The organism is Flavobacterium sp. MDT1-60, assembly GCF_014844035.1.
Classification (GTDB): Bacteria; Bacteroidota; Bacteroidia; order Flavobacteriales; family Flavobacteriaceae; genus Flavobacterium.
In genome coordinates this window covers 1,065,217-1,090,053 of record NZ_CP062159.1, presented here as the reverse complement: position 1 = coordinate 1,090,053, position 24,837 = coordinate 1,065,217, and the positions used below count along the sequence as shown (strand labels likewise).

Below are 24,837 nucleotides of genomic sequence, written 5' to 3'. Positions count from 1 at the left end.
TCCCTACAATATATCTCGTTCCTCCGGAACAAAATGAAAAATCCCAAATTCGAAGCCTAGTTTGTCATCCTGAGGAACGAAGGATCACACTAGTTGCTCGACAAAGATTGGAGATTTTCTGTGCGGAGTTTCTAGTGTGATCCTTCGTTCCTCAGGATGACAAAAATGCGACTATATCCAATAAAAAAAAACCAAATTCCAATCATAACAATTGGAATTTGGGATTTTTAAAATTAGAATTTTTAAAGCCTATGGTTTCAAAATCAAAACCGAAGGTGTATTATTCAACCAAGTGCTTTGAGATTCGATCAGTTTTTTCCAGCTATCTAAACTTATAATCATTAAGTTCTGGCTTTCTAAAAACTCTTTTTTGATCGTTCTGTCATGCATAATCATAATATGATTTGGAGCAATTTGTTCGATTGAACGAATACTTTCCTGAATATCACGGGTACTTTTCACTTCTCCGCTGGCGTCTAATACTGTAATTTGTGAGCCATTATTATTTATTAATTTCTTCGCATAATCAATTAAGAAAGCATCTTCCTGACTAAAAATCGGCATAAAAATCTGGTTGACTTCTTCTAAATCTTTATCAATAAAAATTCCAACCGGCATTTTACTTTTGGCAATAATATGACGTGTTCTTTCATCAAAAGGAGAGTTTTCGAACAAACCTTCTTTTCCTGTAAACTTATCAATCAAACGATCCGGATTTACAATTCGGGTAGTAAAACCAAGAATTTTACCAAGTAACGTTCCATCAAAAATAGATTGTCCTAAACCAACTAATAATAAATCGTACTCGCCTTGATTGGCTGTATCAATAATGTCAGTATCGATATCGTTTGTCACTTTAAAAACGCTTACCATGTTTTGGTTTAAACGCTGCGATTCTTCAATTACCGGAACCAACATTTTGCGTTCATGGTCTTTAACATCAAAAGAATGTATTTCAGTACTTAAAGACAAATGCATTGCGGTTACAATCGAATTATCACCTTGTTTTTTCACTAAGCTATTGGCAATTTGCAATAATTTTTTTCCTTTTTCCGGAGTTGCAAACGAAAGTAAAATCTTGTATTTGCTTTTATTTCCAATTTCCTGAGGAACAGCCGTAACTTTATCTTTAAAAATAAAATTAATAAAATCCAAAGCCGGTCCGGTCATAAAGGTAGTTACCAAAGCCATAATTACCATCATAGTAAAAATTTCAGTTGAAAGAACTCCTAAATCATAACCAATATTTAAAACTACCAATTCCATTAAACCACGTGTATTCATCAAGGCTCCAATGGCTAAACTGTCTTTCCAGTTTTGTCCCACAAATTTCGCTGCCAAAGCACTTCCAAAGAATTTTCCGGTTACGGCCACAGCAATAATTACGGCAGTCACTTTCCATAAATAAGGATCATTTAGCAAGCCAATTTGTGTACGCAAACCTGTAAACACAAAGAACAATGGTAATAAAACGATGATAGAAACATCTTCTACTTTTTCGATAAAAATATTTCTAAATTTATTGTTTTCAGGCATAATTGCTCCAGCCAGGAAAGCACCAAATAAAGCATGAATTCCAATTAATTCCGAAGCATACGCAGAAAATAAAAGAGTCAAAAAGAATATCGCAACAACTGGTTTATTCAAACTTTCACGAGTCGAATTTAAATCTCCCACACGTTTTAAGAATGGACGAACTATTTTCAGCATAACGATTACATACAAAATAGCCAAACCAATAACATATAAAGCACTCGTGAACGAACCTGCTTTTACGATCGCAATTACAACTGCCAGAATACACCAGGCGGTAATATCATCCGCCGCCGCGCATGTTATCGCAATAGTTCCTAATTTGGTCTTTTGCATGCCTCTTTCCTGAACAATTCTGGCTAAAACCGGAAAAGCAGTAATACTCATGGCGATTCCCATAAATAATCCAAAAGAAGAAAACTCTACGCCTTCAGGCGCAAAAGTTCCATAAATAAAGTAGGCAAAAGTTAATCCCAGGGCAAAGGGAATTACAATACTTGCATGACTGATTACAACCGATTCATGCGCTTTATTTTTAAGGACTTTCAAATCCAATTCCATTCCGATCACAAACATGAAAAATATCAAACCAATCTGACTCAAAAATTGCAAGTTTCCTAAAGATTCTTTTGGAAATAAAGTTGCTGAAAATTCCGGAAAGTACATTCCAACCAAAGATGGCCCTAAAACTATTCCGGCAATCATTTCACCAATTACAGATGGTTGTCCGATTTTTCTAAAAATCCACCCAAACAAACGGGCTACCAAAATAATTGTGACAATCTGCGCTAATAAAATAGCTAATGGATGTTGTAAATTTTCGACCATAGAATGAAGAAAATCATTCCAGTGATTACTTTCTATTTTTTTCTGAACAATATTGCGTCCAACTTCTAATGCAGCACCTTTTGAAATTACCCAATAGATCAGAGCGCCGAAGCCTCCAATAATGGTAACATAAAATAAAGAGTTTTTAATGTTATTCATAACTCGTTTTTTTGATTTATTGCCGCAAATATCAGCACTGAAAGTGTAGTGAAAAAGTAAATTTACACCTAATTTCCAATCTATGTAACAAGTCCGAAAAACTTTGTAATAAGTTAGATTTTCACCCTTTTTAAAAAGTCAGAACGATAAGTTTCGCTCAAAATTAAGGTTGTATTTTTATGATTTTCCTCTAAATGATGCAATACAATTTCGTTGTGATTGAAGAATTTTATTGCCTTTACTGCCACGATCTCTTTTTTGTTTATGCGACAGAAATCGGCTTCCGGCAATTCTTGTAAAAGTGTCTCAAATTTGACGTTTTTTAAATTCAGAAAACTTCCGTCAGAAAGTAAAACAGTTTTATCGCGACTGTCACTCACTGCTGTTTTGATGTATTGAATTTCATTGAAGTACAACAATGTTTTTCCTTTATCCGTATTCAATTGAATGAATTTCTTAGCCGTTTCGGGTTTATTGAAACGTTCATAAGCTTTTAAGATTGCTTTTTGTAAACGCTCCAGTTTTACCGGTTTTGTAATGTAATCAACTGCATCAATATTAAAAGCGTCGGCAGCATATTCTTTATAAGCTGTACAAAAAATAACCAACTTATTGTCCAGCATTTCTGCCAAATGCAAACCGTCAATTCCCGGCATTTCGATATCTGATATTAATAAATTAAAATCGAGATTCGGAATTTCGGCAAGAAGTTTCTCCGGATTATTAAACGTTTTTACGATTTCTACTTCAGGAATTTGTTCGCAAAGCATTTTTAGGTACGTTAATCCCGGCAACTCATCGTCCAGAAGCAAGCATTTCAGTTTTGTATTCAAGTAAATCTATTTTAAGATGAGCTATATAAATGTCGTTTTCTACGAATCGGTCAAGTTTGAAATTATTCTTGTAAATAATACGCAAGCGATGTTCTAAAGTCGCGTGACCAAAACCGCTTCGCTCCTTTTTTAATACTTTTTTATCGGAAATTTTATTCGAAACCGTCATAAAAAAAGCATTGTCTTTGAACTCAAAAACAACCGAAATAAAAGCATCGGCACTTTGAAGATCAGCATGTTTGAAAGCATTTTCAATTAAATCAATTGAAATTAATGGCGCCAGTAAAGGCTGATCGTATAATTTGTCTTCTTTATTAATGTTGGTTTTAATTTTCAACTCAAAAAGCGGACTGATTTTAATTTTATTGATTTCTATTAGATTAAGTGCAAAATCAATTTCTTCTTTTGCTGTGACAAATTTCTTCTTACTTTCGTATAAAATATAATCCAGAACATTCGCCAGTTTGTCCAACGCAAAATAAGTTTGATATGCGTGCGACTGAATTGAATTTAAAATATTCTTAAACAAATGCGGATTCAGTTTTGATTCCAGCGTTTCTAACTGCAAATCATTTACTTTTCTTTCTAAAGCATAAAAACTTTCTTCAGCATTTGCTTTTGATTTCTTTGCCTGCATTAATTGATACACCATCAAACAAATGATGGCAACCAGTAATAAAATTATGGCTAAAAAAATAAAAGTGATGGTATTGTTTTCTTGCATACGATTTAATCTTTAAATAAAAATAAACTAACTAGAAAACACGATTTTTTTTGAACCACAACAAAATTCGCCTTCAGACACGAACAAAACTAGTTCATAATCTTTATTCTTTTGATAAAATTTATTTTTGTACTCTTGAAAAATCTCTGTTGATGATAAAAACTCAAGTAATCTAAAAGAATTATTGAAACCATAATTTTGAATAAAATCTAAATTAATCCATTTCAGCTTAATCGGATTATTACACAAATTTTCCAATGAGAATTCATTACTTTTAAAGAATGATAAGGACTTTCTTTCATCCTCAAAGAACTTATCCAGTTCAGATAAAGATCTTTTAAAATGAAACATAATCTTATCATCAATTGTTTCTGAAATCACAACTTTATGAAATTCAACATTCAAGTAATCGAGGATTTCATATAACAAATCAAAATCATCCGTTTTTTCGATTATATAATCTCCTCTGAAATTCATCTTCAAAAAATTCATCAATAATTCATTATCAATCTTTTTAAGATTAACTGTGTATTCAATTATATCAACTTTAAAAGCTTCCTTAAAAACAATGATTAAACTTGAACTAAAATCGTCTTCAACAAGAGTTACTTTTGTACTATCGTTAAGCAAATAATTATAAATATTGCCAAACTCCATGCCCGAAGAAAGACTTCCAAATCTTCTAGTTGCATTTAAAATCAAAATAAATTTTTCTACCAATTTCAATATTATTTTTTAATGACTAGAAACAAACTTCAACCCAATAATTGAAGCAATTAATGTCGAAAGGAAAAATATTCTCCAAAAAGTTGCCGGTTCTTTAAAAATAAAAATTCCAACTAAAACAGTTCCAACAGCTCCAATTCCGGTCCAAACGGCATAGGCTGTTCCAATAGGTAATTCTTGTGTGGCTTTATATAATAAAATCATACTAATTGAAAGACAAACAAAAAAACCTGCCATCCAATACGTTGAAATAATTCCAGTTGTTTCTTTGGCTTTGCCTAAACATGATGCAAAACCTACTTCAAAAAGGCCTGCAATGATTAATAAAATCCAATTCATTTTCGTTTCATTTTTAAATTATGTACAAAGATGAGAAAAGCTACTGACTAAACAGCAAAAAGCAAAAATTTATCACAAGCCCGATCTTTCAAATTTGTGTTAACATTAAGTAAAATACCAGCGATTGTTTATGATTTAGAGCACTTTTCACTACATTTGCAACCATTTTTAAAGATTTTATGAAAAACGCTATTCACGTTGGTTTTTGGGAAAAAGTAGCCCGAATTATTCTTAAAAATAGAATAACAATTTTAGTTTTGGTTGCGGCCCTGACAGTTTTCCTTGGTTTTCAATGGAAAAACCTTGCTATGACTTATACTGAAGCCAATTTACTTCCTAAAAATCATATCGCAAATAAAGATTATCAAAAATTCCTGGACAAATTTGGCGAAGAAGGAAACCTGATTGTAATTGGTTTTCAGGACAAAAATTTCTTCACACCAAAAAATTATGCCGCCTGGAATGAATTAATGACCGGTCTGAAAAAATCTAAAGAAGTTGACTTGGTTGTTTCTCTAAATGATTTAAAAAAATTAGAGAAAGATACAGTAAACCAAAAATTCGTTCTTAGTCCATTCATTGATCAAAGTAAAACTGTTGATCCGGCTTATTTGAAAACGGTTCAGCACGATTTATTTAACAACTTACCTTTTTACGAAGGATTACTTTTTAATAAAGAAAGCGGAAGTGTGCGTTCAGCTATTTACATGAACAAAGCGATTGTAAATACAGCCGAAAGAAAGACTTTTATTTTGGAGAATTTAGTTCCGAAAATCGATAAATTCGAAAAAACAACCGGAATCGACTTGAAAGTTTCGGGAATGCCATACATCAGAACAATCAACGCGGCTGATATGAAAGGCGAAATCGGACTGTTTATCGGTGCTGCTTTATTTACGGTTTCTCTGATTTTCTTTTTCTTTTTCCGTTCGTTCAGAGCAACGTTTATTTCAATCTGTATTTTGATTGTCGGTGTGATCTGGTCGTTTGGAACCCTTGGATTATTTCACTATAAAATCACAATTTTAACGGCTATTATTCCACCATTAATTATTGTAATCGGGATTACCAATTGTATATTCCTAATCAATAAATATCAGCAGGAAATTAAACTGCATAACAATCAGGCAAAGGCTTTACAGCGTATTATTTCTAAAATTGGAGTTTCGACTTTAATGACGAATTTAACTACGGCGATTGGTTTTGCAACGTTTATGATTACGGGCAATGATTTGCTTTTTGAATTTGGTTTAGTGACTTCCATCAATGTGATTTCGGTGTATTTATTGACGCTTTTAATTGTGCCGATTGTGTACAGTTTCATGCCTGTTCCGGGAGAAAAACATTTATATCATTTAACGAAAACCTACATTTCGACTTTGTTGGATTTTGTAGAAAATGTGGTGAGAAATAAGCGAAAAGTAATTTATACGATTTACGGTTTACTTTTGGTCTTCAGTGTTATTGGAGTTGCTCAAATGAAAGTTTCGGGAAGTTTGATTGGTGAAATGCCAAAAAGCGCTTCTTTCTTTAAAGATATTTTATTCTACGAAAAAGAGTTCAACGGTGTAATGCCACTTGAAATCATGATTGACACCAAACACAAAAAAGGTGTTATGAAAGCTTCAACTATTCGTAAAATGGACGAACTGCAAAATACGATTGCCGAAATGCCTGAATTGGCAAAACCGGTTTCTATTGTGAATTTGGTTAAATATTCAAAACAGGCTTTCTATAACGGAAACCCCGAATATTATCAATTGCCAACTTCGCAAGAGCAGACTTTCATTTTGGGTTATGCCAAAAATGCGACTAAAAACAGTAAAGAAAATTTAATGAAAGCTTATGTTGATTCGACTGGACAATACGCCAGAATCACAACGTTCATGAAAGATATTGGTACAGACGAAATGGCGAAAGTCGAGAAAAAATTACATTCAAAAATTGATGAAATTTTCCCGAAAGATCGTTTTGAAGTTACCGTTACCGGAAAAGCATTGGTTTTCCAGAAAGGAACATCTTACCTGGTTGACAATTTAATTGAATCCTTGATTTTTGCGATTTTAGTAATTGCTATTTTGATGCTGTATTTGTTCAGATCGTTCAAAATGGTTTTTGCATCTATTATTACAAATGTTTTACCACTTTGTATTACGTCTGGATTAATGGGGTATTTTGGAATTCCGTTAAAACCTTCAACGATTTTAGTATTCAGTATTGCATTCGGAATCTCGGTAGATAATGCGATTCAGTTTATGGCGAAATACAAACATGATTTAATACAAAGCAACGGAAAAGTAAAAAAATCTGTTTTCAGTGCCTTGAGAGAAACCGGAATCAGTACTTTTTATACATCAGTGGTTTTAATTTTAGGATTTGCTACTTTCACGCTTTCAAGCTTTAGCGGAACAATCGCCCTCGGTGGATTAATCTCCTGTACATTGGCGTTTGCGATGTTTGCAAATTTATTGGTTTTACCGGCTTTGGTTTTGACTTTTGAGAAGAAGAAGGCTAAGAAGGAGGATTTGGAGAATTTGGAGAATTTGGAGAATTTGGAAGGGTAAAAAGTTAGCCACGAATTTCACGAATTAGCACGAATTAAAAAGTAATGGAAAAAATCATTCTTATTATTAATTGGCTCTCTTCTGTTTGTCATTGGAGGAATTTGGATGTTTATGGATGCTGAAAATTTAGCAAGCCATAGAAGAAGTCCAATTTTCTTAAAAGGGATTGGAATCATTTCGGTCTTATTTTTTGGAATAGGAATTTATGTTTCGATAAAGCAGTTAACTCAAGATCAATTACTTTTGGTTATTGATGGTAAAGGGATTAATGTTAATCCTAGAAAACCAACATCGAAAAGTATCAACTGGGAAAATATAGATGGATTTTCGGAGCTAAAAATACAAAGTCAAAAACTCGTAATTGTTCAAGTAAATAATTCTGACTATTGGATTGAAAATGAAAACAATCAAATAAGAAAAAAATTAATGAAATTTAATTTCAATAATTACGGCTCTCCCTTTAATCTTTCGGCAAATTCAATGCAAATAAATTATGTCGAACTTATGAGAGTATTAAATGATAATTTAAATAAATACAAACATTTGACATAATTATGATTGCGCGAAGTTTGTCATTCCGAGGAACGAGGAATCTTCGCAAGTAGCTCGACAAAGATTGGCGCTTTTATTTATGGTCTTTCCAGTCTGATTTCTCCTTTATCGAAGTGACCAAAAAGAAAACAATCGGTTCTTTTGAAAACGAGAGCCCTAGCCCTGATAGCAGCGGTATCCTTTTTAGGCAATTGGAAATATCTTGTTTACCATAAACGATCTGCCTAAAAAGATATAGCGGATAGCAGGAAACAGCTTCTAATTTTAATAATTATCGTTTATATTTGCAACTCGATATAAAAACACTGATTTTTATTTTAATCTAAAATCAGAAATCTAAAATCTAAAATTAAAATGAAACACACAAAAGTTAAAGACTTATTAAACAGTACGACGACGTTACAGGAAGTGAATGCAAAAGGATGGGTGAGAACTTTTAGAAATAATCAGTTCATCGCGCTAAATGACGGTTCTACCATTAATAATATACAATGTGTTGTTGATTTTGAAAATACACCAGAAGAAACTTTAAAAAGAATCACGACCGGAGCTGCTATTTCTGTAACGGGAACTTTGGTAGAGAGCAAAGGTGCTGGTCAGAAATATGAAATTCAGGTTAAACAACTTGAAATTCTTGGAGATTCTGATGCAGAGAAATTCCCAATGCAGCCTAAAAAACACTCTTTAGAATTCTTAAGAGAAAATGCACATTTACGTGTTCGTACCAATGCTTTTGGAGCAATTATGCGTGTGCGTTCGGTGTTGTCGTTTGCGGTTCACAACTATTTTCAACAAAAAGGATTTGTGTATGTAAATACGCCAATCATTACAGGTTCTGATGCGGAAGGTGCCGGAGAAATGTTTAAAGTTACGGCTTTGCCTTTTGACAACACACCAAGAACAGAGGACGGAAAAGTAAATTATAAAGAAGATTTCTTTGGAAAAGAAACTAACTTAACGGTTTCGGGACAATTAGAAGGAGAAACTTTTGCAATGGCTTTGGGTCAGATTTATACTTTTGGACCAACTTTTAGAGCAGAAAATTCAAATACTTCCCGTCACCTTGCAGAATTCTGGATGATTGAACCTGAAGTTGCTTTCAATGACCTTGACGACAATATGGATTTGGCTGAAGATTTTATTCAGTACGTTATAAAATACGCTTTAGACAATTGTGGAGATGATTTGAAATTTTTAGAAGGAAGACTTTTAGAAGAAGAAAAATCAAAACCTCAGGCAGACAGAAGCGAAATGGCTTTGTTAGAGAAATTGAATTTCGTTTTGGAGAACAACTTCAAACGTGTTTCTTATACTGAAGCAATTGATATTTTAAGAGATTCAACTCCAAATAAAAAGAAAAAATTCAGCTACATCATCGAAGAATGGGGAGCTGATTTACAATCAGAACACGAGCGTTATTTAGTAGAAAAACACTTTAAATGTCCGGTAATTTTATACGATTACCCGGCAAATATCAAAGCGTTTTACATGCGTCTAAACGACAATACAGAACCGGGAAGAGAAACAGTTCGTGCCATGGATATCCTTTTCCCTGGAATTGGAGAAATCGTTGGTGGTTCTGAAAGAGAAGAACGTTACGATGTTTTGGTGGAGAAAATGAAAGCCTTAGATATCGATGAAGAAGAATTATACTGGTATTTAGACACCAGAAGATTTGGTTCTGCAACACACGCAGGTTTCGGTTTAGGATTTGAGCGTTTAGTATTGTTTGTAACTGGAATGACAAACATCAGAGACGTAATTCCTTTCCCGAGAACTCCAGGAAACGCGGAATTCTAGAAAATAGTTATAAAATTTGTTTCAAGTTTCAGGTTTCAGGTTGTTGAACGTTCAGCAACCTGAAACCTGAAACTTGAAACTTTTAACAAAAATAAATGCTAAAGCAATTTTTAAATTTAAAATTATCACAAAAATTATCTCCACAGCAAATTCAGCTGATGAAGTTAATTCAATTGCCTACGCAAGCTTTTGAGCAACGTTTATTAGAAGAAATGAACGAAAATCCGGCTTTGGAAGCTGGTAAAGAAGACGAATACGAAGCTGATGAATTCGCTAATGAAGAATACGACGATTATGATGATGCAGAATCAGACAGAATCGAAGCAGATGACATTAACATTGACGAATATTTAAGCGACGACGATACTCCGGATTATAAAACTCAGGTTAATAATTACAGTGAAGACGAAGAACGCGAAACGCCTTTTGCTTCGCCGATCAGTTTTCATCAGGATTTAATCAATCAGCTGAATACTTTTATCTTGAATGATGAAGAACGCGAAATCGCTGAATTCCTTGTTGGAAGTATTGATGATATGGGTTACATCCGCAGAAGCGTTGCCGATATGGTTGACGACATGGCCTTCACTCAAGGAATTTATACTGATGAAGCAATGGTCGAAAGAATGCTGCACGTCATTCACGAACTGGAACCATCAGGCGTTGGTGCGCGTGACTTGCAAGAATGTTTATTATTGCAGCTAAAACACAAAACGCCGACGGAATATGTTGATTTAGCGATTGATATTATCGAAAATCAATTTGATGCTTTTACCAAAAAACATTACGATAAATTATTGCAAAAATATGCTGTTTCTAATGAACAGCTGAAAAAAGCAATTCATGAAATCGAAAGATTAAACCCAAAACCGGGTGGATCGTACACTGGAAATAATAAAGTTACCGAAAATGTAGTTCCCGATTTTGCTATCAGAATTGTTGATGGCGAATTGGAATTGACTCTAAACGGAAGAAATGCTCCGTCGTTACACGTTTCTAAAGATTATCAGGAAATGATGCAGACGTACAAAGATTCCCGTGATAAATCATCGGCACAAAAAGATGCGGTTCAGTTTATCAAACAAAAACTGGATTCGGCTAAATGGTTTATCGACGCGATCAGACAACGTCAGGAAACACTTTTTGTAACCATGAATGCAATTATGCATTACCAGGAAGAATTCTTTTTAGACGGGGACGAAACCAAACTAAAACCAATGATCTTAAAAGACATTGCTGATATGGTTGGTTTAGATATTTCGACGATTTCGCGTGTAGCTAACAGCAAATATGTAGAAACGCCATACGGAACAAAACTAATTAAAGAGTTTTTCTCTGAAGCGATGAAAAATGATCAGGGAGAAGATGTTTCGACTTTGGAAATCAAAAAAATTCTTAAAAATACGATTGAAGAAGAAGACAAAAAGAAACCTTTGCCGGACGATCAATTGGCGGATATTTTAAAAGAAAAAGGGTATCCGATTGCGAGAAGAACTATTGCAAAATACCGTGAACAGCTTGATATTCCGGTTGCGAGAATGAGGAAGAAGATTTAGGTTTTTCTCTTTAAACCATATAAGAAATATAAGTTCATTTAAAATAACAGAGCCGACAAACCAAAAGTTTGTCGGCTCTGTTATTTTTTTACATCTTCTCATAATAAACCGGACTGAAGTCCAGTTTATATCGAATAGCCAACCCGACAAATTTTTAAAATCTGTCGGGTTTTTTATTACCAAATGATATTATTATTTATTATTCCGTAGGAATATCTCATCGGTAGAAAAAAATATATTTACGTTTTTGAATTGTGTCCTGTAGGAATACCTGTTTTGGGCATGAATGTTTTGGAATATAATCAAACGTTCCTACGGAACGTATACCTGATATTCGAATAAAAATCTACCAATAAAACATTCCTACGGAATGAACAATACCTTTTTAAAACAACAAGCCCGACAGATTTTGAATCTATCGGGTTTTATTTTATAGAAGAATCTCTAAATTATTTATATTGATCCGGTAATATTTTCACATCAAATAAAAAAACATTCTTTTTGTCTTTGTAGCTATAAATCAATGCATAATCATTGTCTCTAAAAACCTGAAGTCCCGGATTTGCTTTAGCAGTGCTTATCAAACTTTTTTTGATCTCGTCCTGTATTACATCAATCTCCGCAGTTTCTTTTTCTACATTCAGCAATGTTAAATTGTATTGAACTGCTTTTTCCTCAGGTAAATTAGGTAAGCTTACACTGTCTAAGCGAATGCCTTCCTGAATTTTGAGTGGGCAATTTTTATTGTATTTTGCAACCAATTCTGTTATTTCGGTCTTTATTTTCACTCTACTTTCAGAAAGAAAAAACTGAAAATAAACCGCTAAAGCCACTGCAACTCCAATTACACCTATTACTAAGATATTTTGTTTTCTTCTATTTTTCTTGTCCTGCATTGTTAATTGTGGCTTAAAGAATTAAATCTATTTCTCCTGACTTTTTTTCATTGCATTATAATAGGCAGCGCGGCTCAACGGTTCGTATTCTTCCGTTTCGCCTAGCATTACCAATTTATCATTGTCCGTTTTACGGAAACTATAATTGGCAAGATTTCCGGTTCTGGTACATACAGCATGAACTTTAGTTACATATTCCGCTGTTGCCATAAGTGCAGGCATGGGTCCAAAAGGGTTTCCTTTAAAATCCATATCAAGTCCCGCAACTATAACACGAATTCCCTGATTGGCAAGATCATTACAAACGGTAACAATTTCATCATCAAAAAACTGCGCTTCATCAATTCCGATAACGTCACAGCCTTGCGCTAAAATAGCAATATTGGCTGCGGCAGGAACCGGAGTTGAACGAATTTCATTGGCATCGTGTGACACCACCATTTCGTCATGATAGCGGGTATCAATAGCAGGTTTAAAAATTTCGACTTTTTGTTTGGCAAATTGAGCGCGTTTTAATCTGCGGATTAACTCCTCGGTTTTACCCGAAAACATTGATCCACAAATAACTTCAATCCAACCAAATTGTTCTTTGTGATTTACTGTATTTTCGAGAAACATTTTGTATTTTTCTACCTTTAAAAATGAATAGTTTTTATTACTTTGTACTGGTAATAAATCGACGTGAAAAATTGCTGTTTTTACACTTTTTCAAAAGTAGAAAATTTTTATCAAATCGGAGATTCGCAATCGCTTATTAACAGAAATAAAAAAATATCTTGTTGATTTCTTTCCGTAATAAAGACATTCAATTACAAAACATATAAATTACCCCTATTCACTATAATTTCTACAGCTATGAAAAAAAAATTGGAAGCCGATTTAATCAGCATTGCACATCGAATTTTAAAACTTAAAAACAAATCCGATATCAATCAATTGTATCTTGAAACGCAGAAATTATATGAGAAACTAGCGGTTTTAAAATTTGTAGACGAAAATTTTGAGGATGCAAAACCAACAATCAGCCACAGCGAAATCACTGCTGAAATCGAAACTATTTTCGAAAAAGAAGAAGCAAGTCCAGCAGAACCTAAGACAGAAGCTCCAATTGTTGCTGAAGAAACTGCCGTTGAAGAAACTCCGGAACCTGTAATTGAAGAAGAAATTAAAGTAGAGGAAGTAGTTGAAGAAATCGTTGCTGAAGTTCCTGAAGAAGTAATTGCGGACCCAATTATTGAAACTATTCCGGAACCTGCTAAAAGTGTTAAAGATCCAATTATTGCACAAATTGAAGAAGCTGTTTCTGAAGCTAAAAAAACAATCGAAGCAAATAGAGATCTTTCGTTTAAAACAATCAGCGATTTAAATCCAATTCCAGATTTTAAGCCTGCTTTTGAATTAGATAAATCAGAAGAAAAAATTGGAGAGGAAGAAGAGCCAAAAGCTGAGACTTCATCAAAATCAAATCCGGTTCCTCTTGCATTTGAAGATTTCGGAATCAATTATGCTGATGCTCAATTTGTAAAAGTAGACAGTTCCGAAGCTGTTCCTTCAACTCCATTTCCATCACTTAATGAAATTCAAGAGACAAAAATTGAAACAGAGGTTTTAGAAACTCCAACTGAACCAAAAGTGGTGACTTTAAACGAAAAACTGGGAAAAGGTTTCCATATTGATTTAAATGACCGAATTGCTTTCACCAAAAACCTTTTTGGAAACAGTTCTGAAGATTACAGCCGTGTTTTGAATCAATTACTGACTTTTGATACTTATGCCGAAGCTCAGGAATTTATCGAAAACATGGTAAAACCAGATTATAACAATTGGGAAGGAAAAGACGATTACGCTGAACGTTTTCTGGGAATTATAGAGAAGAAATTCGCTTAAAAATAAAACACAGATTTCACAAATTAACACAAATTTTTCTTTGTGAAATTTTTACAAACATTAATAATCCGTGTCAATTCGTGACTCGAGCGAAAGCGAACAGACGAAGTAAATTAGTGTTATAAATAAATAACTATGTCTAAATTATATATCGTTCCAACGCCAATTGGCAATCTTGAAGACATGACTTTTCGTGCCATTCGGATTCTTAAAGAAGTCGATTTGATTTTGGCCGAAGATACCAGAACGAGTGGAAAACTGTTGAAGCATTTTGAAATTGGCACGCACATGCACAGCCATCATATGCACAACGAGCACAAAACAACCGAGAATTTAATTGCACGTTTAAAGGCCGGCGAAACAATCGCTTTAATTTCAGATGCAGGAACTCCGGCGATTTCAGATCCTGGATTTTTATTGACGCGCGCTTGTGTCGAAAATAAAATTGAAGTGGAATGTTTACCAGGCGCAACGGCTTTTGTTCCCGCTTTGGTCAACAGCGGACTGCCAAACGATAAATTCGTTTTTGAAGGTTTTCTGCCTGACAAAAAAGGACGCCAGACTAGATTTTTGGCTTTAGCCGAAGAAACCCGAACGATGATTTTATACGTTTCTCCGCATAAACTCGTTAAGACTTTAGCGGAGTTTATTCAGTATTTTGGAGAGGACAGACAAGTTTGTGTTTCAAGAGAATTATCAAAAATGCACGAAGAAAATGTACGAGGAACTGCAAGAGAAGTTCTAACCCATTTTGAAAAAACAGCGCCACGCGGCGAAATTGTCGTGGTCGTTGCGGGGAAAACAATAGAAAAAGAAGCTAAAAAAAGTAAGTATTCTAAAGACGAAGAAGAATAAAAACAATATTACCACAGATTAATAAAAGATAGTTTGCCACGAATTACACAAATTTTCACTAATTAAATTCGTGATAATTCGTGTAATTCGTGGCAAAAAAAACAACACCAACATCATGAGCATTCAAGCCTTTTTAGAAAAAGTAAAACAAACTCCAAACGAAATAACATTCCCGGAAACTATTGCAGTAATTGAGGAAAACTACAACTTTACTCCAACTGCTTTCCAAAACGGAACACAGCACAATGCAGCCGGAGAAAATTCAGGTTCTTGTAAATTATTTTCTTTTGCCAAATTACAAAACTTAAGCAAAGAAGAAACTTTAGCTTGTTTTGGCGCTTTTTATTTTGAAGAAGTTTTAAAAGATCCAAACGGAACAAATCATCAAAACATTAGAAATTTCATCAATTTAGGCTGGGATGGAATTAAGTTTGAAGGAAATGCCCTTGAATTAAAGTAAAATATCATTACGTGTGTCAGGCTGAGCGAAGTCGAAGTCACTACAAAGAATCTCGACTCCGCTCGATTTGACAAAGTTAAAATCAAATGTTTCTCCACAGATTAACACAGATAAAAAATCCTTTTAAATCTTTAAATCTGTGGCAAAAAAAATTACATACCAGATTAAACGATTTCATAAATCTGAAATCTAAAGTCTAAAAATCTACAATAAAAAAATGCGTTGGACATTAAAACCAAAACCTTCTGAAGATAAAATCAAACATTTGGCACAGGCCTTAAATGTAGAAGATTTTGTAGCAACACTTTTGATTCAGCGTGGCATTGAAACTTTTGAAGATGCCAAAAATTTCTTTCGCCCATCTTTAGAGCATCTTCATGATCCTTATCTAATGAAAGATATGGACAAGGCGGTTGCGCGAATCGAATTGGCCATTGAAAATCAGGAGAATATTCTGGTTTTCGGTGATTATGATGTTGACGGAACAACTGCCGTTTCTTTGGTTTCCTCTTATCTAAAATCACATTATCCCAATATTGCCACTTATATTCCCGATCGTTATGATGAAGGTTACGGAATTTCTTTTAAAGGAATTGACTTTGCTGATGACAACGGATTTTCGTTAATTATTGCACTCGATTGTGGGATAAAATCCATTGATCATATCACCTACGCGAAAGAAAAAAACATCGACTTTATCATTTGCGATCACCACAGACCCGGAAATACGCTTCCGGATGCTGTTGCAATTTTAGATCCGAAAAGAGAAGACTGCTCCTACCCTTATGATGAATTGTGTGGCTGTGGTGTAGGTTTTAAATTGATTCAGGCTTTAGGTCAAAATCAAAATGAAACCATCGAAGATCTGGTTCCCTATCTGGATTTGGTTGCTACGGCAATTGCAGCCGATATTGTTCCGATAACAGGTGAAAACCGTGTTTTGGCTTATTTCGGATTGCTGGTAATCAACAGCGATCCAAGACCAGGAATTAAAGCTTTAGTTCATCAGGTAAAAAAGAAAGTTTTAGATATTACAGATGTTGTTTTTATCATTTCCCCAAGAATTAATGCAGCAGGAAGAATCAAACATGGTAATCATGCCGTTGAATTACTAACCGAATTTGATTTTGACCAGGCACAGCAATTTGCTTCAGAAATTGAACAATACAATGCAGACCGAAAAGATTTAGATAAAAAAATCACGAAAGAAGCTTTTCAGCAAATTATAGAAAATCAGGAAGAAGAACGTTTTTCAACCGTTGTTTTTCAGGAAGACTGGCACAAAGGCGTTATCGGAATTGTCGCTTCAAGATTGATCGAAACGTATTATCGTCCCACTTTGGTTTTCACTAAAAGTGGCGACAAGTATGCAGCTTCTGCCAGATCTGTAAAAGGCTTTGATGTTTACAATGCTTTGGATGCCTGCGCGCAACATTTGGAGCAATTTGGAGGTCACATGTATGCGGCCGGAATGACTTTAAAAGCAGAAAACTATAAAACTTTTAAGGAAGCTTTTGAAAAACAAGTTGAGGAAACTATTTTGCCTGAAATGCGAACTCCCGAAATCGAAATCGACGCCGAGATTAATTTTTCAGACATCACTCCAAAATTGATTCGGATTTTAAAACAATTCGAACCTTTTGGTCCGTTAAATATGACGCCTGTTTTTATGACTACAGATGTAAAAGATACAGGTTATGCCAAAACACTTGGTTCAGAGGATGAGCATTTAAGGCTTTTTGCGAAGCAGCACAACTCAGAGGGAATTGCCGCAATTGGTTTTGGACTTGGAAAAAAATTAGATATTACAAAAAATCAAAATACTTTTCAGCTGGCCTATACCATCGCTGAAAACGAGTGGAACGGAAATGTTACGACTCAACTTATGCTAAAAGATATCAGAACAAATGAAAAATAAAGAAAAAAAAGCTGACCCCTATCAGGCACTGCGTTTCAGAGAATTTAATATGTTTTTATTATTGCGTTTTGCAATGGTTTTTGCCTGGTCGATGCAGTTTATTGTTATTGAATGGGAAGTTTACAGCATAACCAAGAATCCGCTTTCACTTGGAATTATTGGTTTGATGGAAGTAATTCCAGCCGTTTCGATGGCATTATTTGCCGGCCATATAGTCGACCAGAGAGAGAAAAAAGGAATGTTGGTATGGTGTATTTTAGGATTTTCAATCATCAGTTTCGGATTATTTTTATTGACCTGGCCTGCAGTTGTTGGCGATGCATCATCTGATCTTATTTTATATTCTATTTACTTTTTAGTTTTTCTGGGCGGATTGGTTCGTGCATTTTTAGGACCAACAATTTTCTCTCTTTTATCTTTAATTGTACCTAAAAAAGCCTATCCAAACGCAGCTACGTGGAGTAGTTCGGTTTGGCAGATTGGTGCTGTTTTAGGACCAGCGGTTGCTGGGTTCTCCATCAATTGGATAGGAGTTCACTGGTCGATGTGCCTGGTGGTTGGTTTCTCTGTTTCTGCCTTAATTGCTTTAACTCAAATCGAGAAAAAACCAATTTTGAATCCGAAGATTGGTGAACCGGTTATGGAAAGTCTAAAAGAAGGAATCAAATTCGTTTTCAATAATAAAACTATTCTGGGAGTACTTTCACTTGACATGGTTGCCGTTCTTTTTGGTGGCGCCGTTGCTTTATTACCGGTTTTTGCACAGGATATTTTAAAAGTCGGACCTGAAGGATTTGGTGTTTTAAGAGCTGCGCCCGCAATTGGTGCTTTTATTACCATGCTGATTTCTGCTTATGTTCCATTGTATAAAAAAGCCGGAATGAAACTTTTGATTGCTATTTTCATTTTCGGACTTTGTATTATAGTTTTTGGAGTTTCGACCATTTTCTGGTTATCTGTTGTGGCGCTGTTTTTAAGCGGAGTTGCTGATGGAATTTCAGTAGTAATTCGCCAAACGATTTTACAACTTAAAACGCCCGATCATATGCGCGGACGTGTTGCTGCTGTGAATTCTATGTTTGTGGGTTCATCAAATGAATTAGGCGCTTTTGAAAGCGGTTTAACAGCAAAATTAATGGGAACTGTAACATCAGTAGTTTTTGGTGGAAGTATGACCTTATTGACCGTATTAGGTTTCGGAATAACATCGCCTACTTTTAGAAATTTAGATCTTCAAAAAGATATGGAAGATCATCAAAATATGGAGTAATGAAAAAATTATTATTGGCTTTCTTTTTTACAATTTCCCTTTTTGCAAATGGACAAAATCTCTACATAAAAACGTATGGAAACCAAAAAGAGAAAGCCATAATTTTTATTCACGGTGGCCCAAGCGGAAATTCAACTTTATTTGAAAGTACAACGGCCCAAAAATTAGCTAACCTGGGATTTTACGTGATTGTTTACGATCGAAGAGGCGAAGGAAGATCTGCAGATCCAGAAGCGAAATTTACTTATGCAGAAGCTTTTCAGGATTTGAATGCTATTTATAAGAAATACAATCTAAAAAAAGCCAGCCTTCTGGCACACAGTTTTGGCGGTTTGGTTGCTACACTTTATACTGAGAAATATCCTCAAAATGTGAGCACTCTTGTTTTAGCCGGAGCATTATTTTCACAACAGGAAACTTATGATCATATTTTAAATTCGGTTACAAAAATTACAACCTCCAAAGGAGATTCTATTCAATTAAACAAAATAAAGACAATTGAAAACCTAAATAAAAATTCTGCTGAATATCGAAAAGCTTGTTTTGATCTGGCAAGTGAAAATAATTACTTCAAAATGCCAAATCCAACTAACGATTCAAAAAAGCTTTATAGTGATTATGAAGCTAGCAATTTCTTCAAAACGAATATTCGAAATAAAAATGCTCCATTGCTTTTCTATAAAAACGAAAAACAAAACAATATTGACAGCAGATCGTCTTTAAATAAAATAAAAAAGAACGGAATTCCGATTTATGCTATTTACGGAAAACAGGATGGCGTTTTCTCATCAGCCCAAATCAAATCTATTAAGGGTATCGCTGGTGATAATCATTTTGCTTTATTGGATAATTGTTCCCATTATTTATTTGTCGATCAACAAAATCAATTTCTCCAAAATATTGAAAATTGGCTTAAATAAAATTCTATAAATACATTATCCTATAATAAAATTTATAACAATTACTTAATTGAAATAAATTCTATTATACTTAAATAATTCAAATAACTGAAAATGTTAAACTTAGGATAAAGTGATTTTAAACCATCAACTTATTTCATTTCTTTATGAGAAAATTAATACCAAATGAAATATAACATTACTCTTGTGTTCTTCTTAGTTACTTTTGGAATAACTGCTCAGGAAAATTCAATTTCGGGTGAAATAAAAGACTCCAAAAACAATTCAAATTTAGATTATGTCAATATTGGTATTTCGGATAAAAATGCCGGAACGATTTCAGACGCAAAAGGAAATTTCAATTTAAAATTGAACAATAAAGTCACACCAAACGATACGGTTGTATTTTCGCATATTGGTTTTGAGACTAAAAAAATAGTTGTCAGCCAATTAAAATCAGACCGTAATAAAATCATTCTGGAACCTTCTGAAAACACTTTAAAAGAAGTTGTCGTAAAATTCAAAAAGCCAAAATCAAAACAGTTTGGCCGAAGCGCAAAAGGTCTTGCCCTTATGCATTCTAATTTTTTCTACGCTATGGACAAAACCATAGATGATCGATTAAGCAGGGAAAAAGGAATGCAATTCAAAATAAAAAAAAATTGCAAAGTCAATGATTTTAACTTCAATATTACATCAAACCAATTTAAATCGGTCAAATTCAGGTTAAACTTTTATAAAGTTGAAAATGATTTACCATCAAAAATCATTATTGAGAAAGACATTCTCTTTGAAGTAAAAGATGAGTTTCAAGGATTGTATACTTTGGATTTGAAACCTTATAACATTTATCTTGATAAGGAAATGGGAGAAATTGCCGTAACCATTCAATGGATTGAAAGCGTAAAACGAGATGATAAAAGTAAATACTTCGCCATTTCAACCGCAATTTCTCCAACGGAAACCAGTTTTCACAGAGAAAGAAACATGAGTACCTGGTACAAAACCGGTCAAAGTCTCACCTTCTACCTCAACACGATGTGCCAATAATTTTTTCCAAATTTTATGAGTTTCTATTTAGAATTAATATAAATAATATTTATATTTGTTGAAATAAAGGATTGCAATGAGAGAAATAGAACAATTATACCATAACAATTTTGGAATTGCCTTTTACTGGAAAAAGGAAAACGAAACCATTACAGACAAAGTACAATTGGTATTCAAAGAAACCGGATTCTATTTTACGGTTCAGGAACTCAATTACTTTTGCGATTTAATCGAAGACAGTATGATTGAAAATGCTTGTTGTGAAGCTTGCGAACTAAAAAACTCCTGTCATAAATTTCTACTTAAAACACCTTGCGCACAAATTGATTTAGCAGTTTCTATTAAAGAATTGAAATCAATCAAAGACTTGGTTGAAGGTTCTTTATTCCGAATTGAACTGGATGAATATGTTTACGGAGTTGGAATGAATTAAGAAACATTCTACATATTTTAACAACATTTTTTCGTAATTGAAATATATTTTGATTTTCTTCAAAAAAAAGTATATTTACAGCAATGAAAAAATTAAGCATTCTTTTTGCCATTGCTGTTTTAGCAGTTTTTTTATCCAACTGCACCAACAAATCTGATGAATATATTGATCCTCGCGGAACCGATTATGCTGGTTCTGAAAGTTGTATTCAATGCCATCAGTCCCAATATGAGATGGCTTTAAAAAGCTCGCATTTCAAAGCAACCGCTCCCGCAATTTTAGGAAATGTTTTAGGTGATTTCGACAAAGGAAATCATACTTTTATCTACGACAAAAACACCAAATTAGTCATCGAAAAACGAAACGATAGTCTGTATCAGGTTTTGTACAAAAACGGAAAAGAAGTTGAAGCTCATTCCTTTGATATTGTATTTGGAGCCAAGCATGCCCAAACTTCTGTTTATTGGCGTGACGGCAATACTTACGAATTACCTATTTCTTATTACCACTCCATAAAAGGCTGGGCCACAAGTCCGGGGTTTCCTGCTGATAAACCGTATTTCGACCGAATGGTAGTTAAAGATTGCTATTCTTGCCACGCCTCAAATGCCAGCAGTCGCAGTGTTCAGCAAAATTCTGCTGAGAAAAATTTAATGTCAATGGATGTTGAAGATATAATTGACACTAAAACTATAGTTTACGGAATTGATTGTGAGCGTTGTCACGGGCCTGCAAAAAAACATGCAGAATTCCATCTAAAAAATCCAAACATAAAAGTTGCCAACAGCATCACCAGTTTTAAAACCTTAAACAGACAACAAAAATTAGATGCCTGTGCCCTTTGCCACGGCGGAAATGACGGAATGAAAATGAAATCACGTTTTGATTTTAAACCAGGAAATAATCTTTCAGAATTTTACAGAAGCACAAGAAGCGTAACAGACACCGCTACTTTTGATGTTCACGGAAATCAATTTCGTTTGATGGCGCAAAGCAAATGTTTTATGAACAGCGAAAAAATGGATTGCATTACCTGTCATAGTCCACACGAAAATGCTTCTAAGAATTTAGCTTCTTATTCTAAAATTTGCATGAGTTGCCATCAAAGTGGTATAAACCATTCTGATAAAACGCTTAAAACAATGTCGGGAAGTTTACTGGCCAATAATTGTGTAGAATGTCATATGCCGAAAAAATCATCTGGCGCGATTAAATTTCAGCTTTCTGATAGCAAACAATTGTCGAATTATATTCTGAGAACGCACAAAATCGGAATTTATCCGGCCAAATAAAAAGGAATTACTTTTCGAATTTCTTCAATTCAAAAGTTTCGCCATCAAAAACACCATAAGTAAAATAACCAATCCAGTCTCCCAAATTCACATATTTGGAATCTTCTCCAACCGGAATAATCATAGGTAAATGACGATGTCCAAAAATAAAGTAATTGTAATGTTTGGTTTCGAGTTTACGTTTGGCGTACAAAACCAGCCATTCGTTTTCTTCCCCTAAAAATTTCACGTCTTCGTCACCCGAAATTAATTTGTTTTTAACCGATAAATATTGTGCTAAACTCACGCCAACATCCGGATGTAACCAACGGAAAAGCCATTTTGAAAACGGATTTGTAAATACCTTTTTCATTCTCTTATACCCTTTATCGCCAGGACCTTTTCCGTCTCCGTGACCAATTAAAAAGGTTTTTCCGTTAAAAGTAAATTCTTTATTATCATGATAAACCGGAATATTCAATTCGGTTTCAAAATAATCATTCATCCATAAATCATGGTTACCCACGAAAAAATAAATCGGAATACCACTGTCACGAATTTCGGCCAGTTTGCCTAAAATGCGCACAAAACCCTTTGGCACCACCGTTTTATATTCGAACCAAAAATCAAACAAATCGCCCAATAAAAAAATAGCTTCTGCATCTTCCTTTACCTCATCCAGCCAGGCCACGAATTTCTTTTCACGAGGCAGGCTCAACTCAGGAGTTGGAGCACCAAAATGCTGATCAGAAGCGAAATATATTTTTTTCATTAAATGAAAGTTAGGAGTTATGAATTATAAGTTATGAGTTGCATAACTTGGAATTTGGACCCGAGCGCTAGCGAACAAGCGAGGCAATTTAAAAATTGGAATTTCTTTATTGATTATCACTTGCGTACCATTCTGCAAACGACGATTCTGTTTCCTGAAGTTTAAGGGAGAAAAGAGTAATTCCGGCAGGAAGTCTTGCGATGATTCTCTCAGAAAAATCAACCACCATATTTTCACTGGTTGGCTGATAATCTACTAAAATTACGTGATGTCCGCGGTTTTTCAATTCATTTGCCAATTCGATATGTGGCGTAGTTTCGTTAAAAACAGTTGCATGATCAAACTGATCGACGATTTCTTCTTTTACAATTTTTTTCAGATCAGAAAAATCAATTACCATTCCGAATTTCACATTCGATCGATCCGTAATTGGCGAACCAATAACCGTTACCGATAATTTATAACTGTGCCCGTGAACGTTTTTACATTTTCCGTCGTAACCGTATAAAGCGTGTCCGGTTTCGAAGTTAAATTGTTTTGTAATTCTGATATTACTCATCGATTTGAATTTTAGGTTGCAAATTTACGAATTAATAACCGTTTAAATAATAAATTCCAAATAAAGAAAAATCCAAATTCCAAGTATTGAGTTCTATTGGAATTTGGAATTTTTTAATTGGAATTTCCTTTTTTTCTATTTCTTAAACTGAGTCAAAGCCTCTCTCGCAAAATCAGACAAAACTAATTTCCCCGTAATTGCAGCACGTTCAATTAGTATCGACTCCCATTGTTCTGTGCCCTCCCAAATGATTTTCTTCATTTCGAATAAAGCTTCCGGATTGTATGAACTCAGTTTTTGAGCAAAATTTTCCACCGCAGCATCTAATTCTGCTGCATTATGAAGCGACGCATAAAGTCCTTTTTCTAAAGCCCATGCCGCCGATTTCCAATCTGTTGCTGCCAATGTCATTTCTGTCATCGCTGTTTTACCAATTTTACGTGAAACAGCCGGTTCGATCACAAAAGGCCCAATTCCAATCGCCAGTTCTGATAATTTTATTGCACTTTCTGGCGTAGCCAAAACATAATCGCAGGTTGCAATAATGCCGACACCTCCGCCAACTGCTTTTCCCTGAACACGGCCAACGATTATTTTAGAGCAATTTCGCATGGCGTTTAACAAATGCGCAAAACCAGAGAAAAATTCCGTTCCCTGTTCTTCATTTTCCACTTGCAAAAGTTCATCAAACGAAGCACCGGAACAAAACGCTTTCGAGCCTTCGCTCTGTAAAACAATAACCGAAACTTCTTCATTTCGGCTCAGCGAATTAATTTCAGTAGTTAAGCGATTCAACAATTCACGCGGAAAAGAATTACTCGCCGGATGACCAAATTGCACCGTCGCAACGGCATTTTGAAAACTCGTATATAAAGAACCGTTTTGATTTTCTGCACTCATAAAAATAGATTTGAACGTAAAGTTACGGTTTTGGCAACTATTTTCACTTCAAG

Annotated in this window: 22 protein-coding genes and 1 pseudogene; 13 read left to right on the top strand and 10 right to left on the bottom strand. The window is 34.4% G+C overall.

Annotated features, from left to right (window positions below):
- Nucleotides 1-249 precede the first annotated feature (249 nt).
- The 5 genes from IHE43_RS04535 to IHE43_RS04515 form a co-directional block, all read right to left on the bottom strand.
- Nucleotides 250-2,520, bottom strand: a complete 2,271-nt coding sequence (locus tag IHE43_RS04535; RefSeq protein ID WP_192186885.1) for a cation:proton antiporter — start codon at nucleotides 2,518-2,520, stop codon at nucleotides 250-252.
- 113 nt (nucleotides 2,521-2,633) lie between these two features.
- Nucleotides 2,634-3,353, bottom strand: coding sequence for a LytTR family DNA-binding domain-containing protein (locus IHE43_RS04530; protein WP_192186884.1), 720 nt, complete (start codon nucleotides 3,351-3,353; stop codon nucleotides 2,634-2,636).
- Entirely contained in the window at nucleotides 3,316-4,077 is a 762-nt protein-coding gene (locus IHE43_RS04525) for a sensor histidine kinase (RefSeq protein WP_192186883.1), read from the bottom strand. The genes IHE43_RS04530 and IHE43_RS04525 overlap by 38 nt, the downstream gene beginning before the upstream one ends.
- A gap of 27 nt (nucleotides 4,078-4,104) precedes the next feature.
- On the bottom strand, nucleotides 4,105-4,797 hold the full coding sequence (locus tag IHE43_RS04520) for a hypothetical protein (protein WP_192186882.1): 693 nt from the start codon (nucleotides 4,795-4,797) through the stop codon (nucleotides 4,105-4,107).
- A gap of 15 nt (nucleotides 4,798-4,812) precedes the next feature.
- On the bottom strand, nucleotides 4,813-5,142 hold the full coding sequence (locus IHE43_RS04515; RefSeq protein WP_056187174.1) for a multidrug efflux SMR transporter: 330 nt from the start codon (nucleotides 5,140-5,142) through the stop codon (nucleotides 4,813-4,815).
- 179 nt (nucleotides 5,143-5,321) lie between these two features.
- On the opposite strand from IHE43_RS04515, the gene IHE43_RS04510 reads away from it, so the two are divergent.
- The 4 genes and pseudogenes from IHE43_RS04510 (at nucleotide 5,322) to rpoN (ending at nucleotide 11,614) form a co-directional block, all read left to right on the top strand.
- Nucleotides 5,322-7,706 (top strand): RND family transporter, encoded by a 2,385-nt coding sequence (locus IHE43_RS04510; protein ID WP_192186881.1) that lies wholly within the window; start codon nucleotides 5,322-5,324, stop codon nucleotides 7,704-7,706.
- 60 nt (nucleotides 7,707-7,766) lie between these two features.
- Nucleotides 7,767-8,258 (top strand): annotated as a pseudogene (locus IHE43_RS04505) (STM3941 family protein); the annotation flags it as partial.
- A gap of 354 nt (nucleotides 8,259-8,612) precedes the next feature.
- Nucleotides 8,613-10,058, top strand: coding sequence for an asparagine--tRNA ligase (gene asnS / locus IHE43_RS04500; protein ID WP_192186880.1), 1,446 nt, complete (start codon nucleotides 8,613-8,615; stop codon nucleotides 10,056-10,058).
- Between the two features lie 95 nt (nucleotides 10,059-10,153).
- Complete coding sequence (gene rpoN, locus IHE43_RS04495) at nucleotides 10,154-11,614, top strand: RNA polymerase factor sigma-54 (RefSeq protein ID WP_192186879.1); 1,461 nt, start codon at nucleotides 10,154-10,156, stop codon at nucleotides 11,612-11,614.
- A 449-nt stretch (nucleotides 11,615-12,063) separates the two neighbouring features.
- On the opposite strand, the gene IHE43_RS04490 is transcribed toward rpoN, so the two are convergent.
- Together IHE43_RS04490 and IHE43_RS04485 are read right to left on the bottom strand one after the other, a co-directional pair.
- A complete protein-coding gene (locus IHE43_RS04490; protein ID WP_192186878.1) occupies nucleotides 12,064-12,510 on the bottom strand; it encodes a hypothetical protein in 447 nt (148 codons plus the stop codon).
- A gap of 27 nt (nucleotides 12,511-12,537) precedes the next feature.
- A complete protein-coding gene (locus IHE43_RS04485) occupies nucleotides 12,538-13,128 on the bottom strand; it encodes a thymidine kinase (protein WP_115847924.1) in 591 nt (196 codons plus the stop codon).
- Between the two features lie 237 nt (nucleotides 13,129-13,365).
- Between IHE43_RS04485 and IHE43_RS04480 the strand changes: the two genes are divergently transcribed.
- From IHE43_RS04480 to IHE43_RS04440, 9 genes are all read left to right on the top strand, one after another.
- Nucleotides 13,366-14,397 (top strand): hypothetical protein, encoded by a 1,032-nt coding sequence (locus tag IHE43_RS04480; RefSeq protein ID WP_192186877.1) that lies wholly within the window; start codon nucleotides 13,366-13,368, stop codon nucleotides 14,395-14,397.
- A 135-nt stretch (nucleotides 14,398-14,532) separates the two neighbouring features.
- Entirely contained in the window at nucleotides 14,533-15,252 is a 720-nt protein-coding gene (rsmI, locus tag IHE43_RS04475; RefSeq protein ID WP_192186876.1) for a 16S rRNA (cytidine(1402)-2'-O)-methyltransferase, read from the top strand.
- Between the two features lie 115 nt (nucleotides 15,253-15,367).
- Entirely contained in the window at nucleotides 15,368-15,712 is a 345-nt protein-coding gene (locus IHE43_RS04470; protein ID WP_192186875.1) for a HopJ type III effector protein, read from the top strand.
- Nucleotides 15,713-15,929: 217 nt separating this feature from the next.
- Entirely contained in the window at nucleotides 15,930-17,630 is a 1,701-nt protein-coding gene (recJ, locus tag IHE43_RS04465; RefSeq protein ID WP_192186874.1) for a single-stranded-DNA-specific exonuclease RecJ, read from the top strand.
- Nucleotides 17,620-18,900, top strand: coding sequence for an MFS transporter (locus IHE43_RS04460; RefSeq protein WP_192186873.1), 1,281 nt, complete (start codon nucleotides 17,620-17,622; stop codon nucleotides 18,898-18,900). The genes recJ and IHE43_RS04460 overlap by 11 nt, the downstream gene beginning before the upstream one ends.
- Nucleotides 18,900-19,820: an alpha/beta fold hydrolase gene (locus IHE43_RS04455; RefSeq protein ID WP_192186872.1), complete on the top strand. Its 921-nt coding sequence runs from the start codon at nucleotides 18,900-18,902 to the stop codon at nucleotides 19,818-19,820. Before IHE43_RS04460 ends, IHE43_RS04455 begins: the two co-directional genes overlap by 1 nt.
- A 165-nt stretch (nucleotides 19,821-19,985) precedes the next feature.
- The gene (locus tag IHE43_RS04450; protein WP_192186871.1) at nucleotides 19,986-20,849 is read left to right on the top strand and encodes a carboxypeptidase-like regulatory domain-containing protein; all 864 of its coding nucleotides are present in this window, start codon (nucleotides 19,986-19,988) and stop codon (nucleotides 20,847-20,849) included.
- Between the two features lie 76 nt (nucleotides 20,850-20,925).
- Nucleotides 20,926-21,282, top strand: coding sequence for a hypothetical protein (locus IHE43_RS04445; protein WP_056187127.1), 357 nt, complete (start codon nucleotides 20,926-20,928; stop codon nucleotides 21,280-21,282).
- 83 nt (nucleotides 21,283-21,365) lie between these two features.
- The gene (locus IHE43_RS04440; RefSeq protein WP_192186870.1) at nucleotides 21,366-22,574 is read left to right on the top strand and encodes a cytochrome c3 family protein; all 1,209 of its coding nucleotides are present in this window, start codon (nucleotides 21,366-21,368) and stop codon (nucleotides 22,572-22,574) included.
- A 7-nt stretch (nucleotides 22,575-22,581) separates the two neighbouring features.
- On the opposite strand, the gene IHE43_RS04435 is transcribed toward IHE43_RS04440, so the two are convergent.
- The 3 genes from IHE43_RS04435 to IHE43_RS04425 all read right to left on the bottom strand — a co-directional run bounded on the left by IHE43_RS04435 (nucleotide 22,582) and on the right by IHE43_RS04425 (nucleotide 24,784).
- Complete coding sequence (locus tag IHE43_RS04435; protein WP_192186869.1) at nucleotides 22,582-23,325, bottom strand: UDP-2,3-diacylglucosamine diphosphatase; 744 nt, start codon at nucleotides 23,323-23,325, stop codon at nucleotides 22,582-22,584.
- Between the two features lie 106 nt (nucleotides 23,326-23,431).
- Complete coding sequence (locus tag IHE43_RS04430; protein ID WP_192186868.1) at nucleotides 23,432-23,884, bottom strand: 6-carboxytetrahydropterin synthase; 453 nt, start codon at nucleotides 23,882-23,884, stop codon at nucleotides 23,432-23,434.
- 135 nt (nucleotides 23,885-24,019) lie between these two features.
- Nucleotides 24,020-24,784: an enoyl-CoA hydratase/isomerase family protein gene (locus IHE43_RS04425; RefSeq protein ID WP_192186867.1), complete on the bottom strand. Its 765-nt coding sequence runs from the start codon at nucleotides 24,782-24,784 to the stop codon at nucleotides 24,020-24,022.
- Between the last annotated feature and the right edge of the window lie 53 nt (nucleotides 24,785-24,837).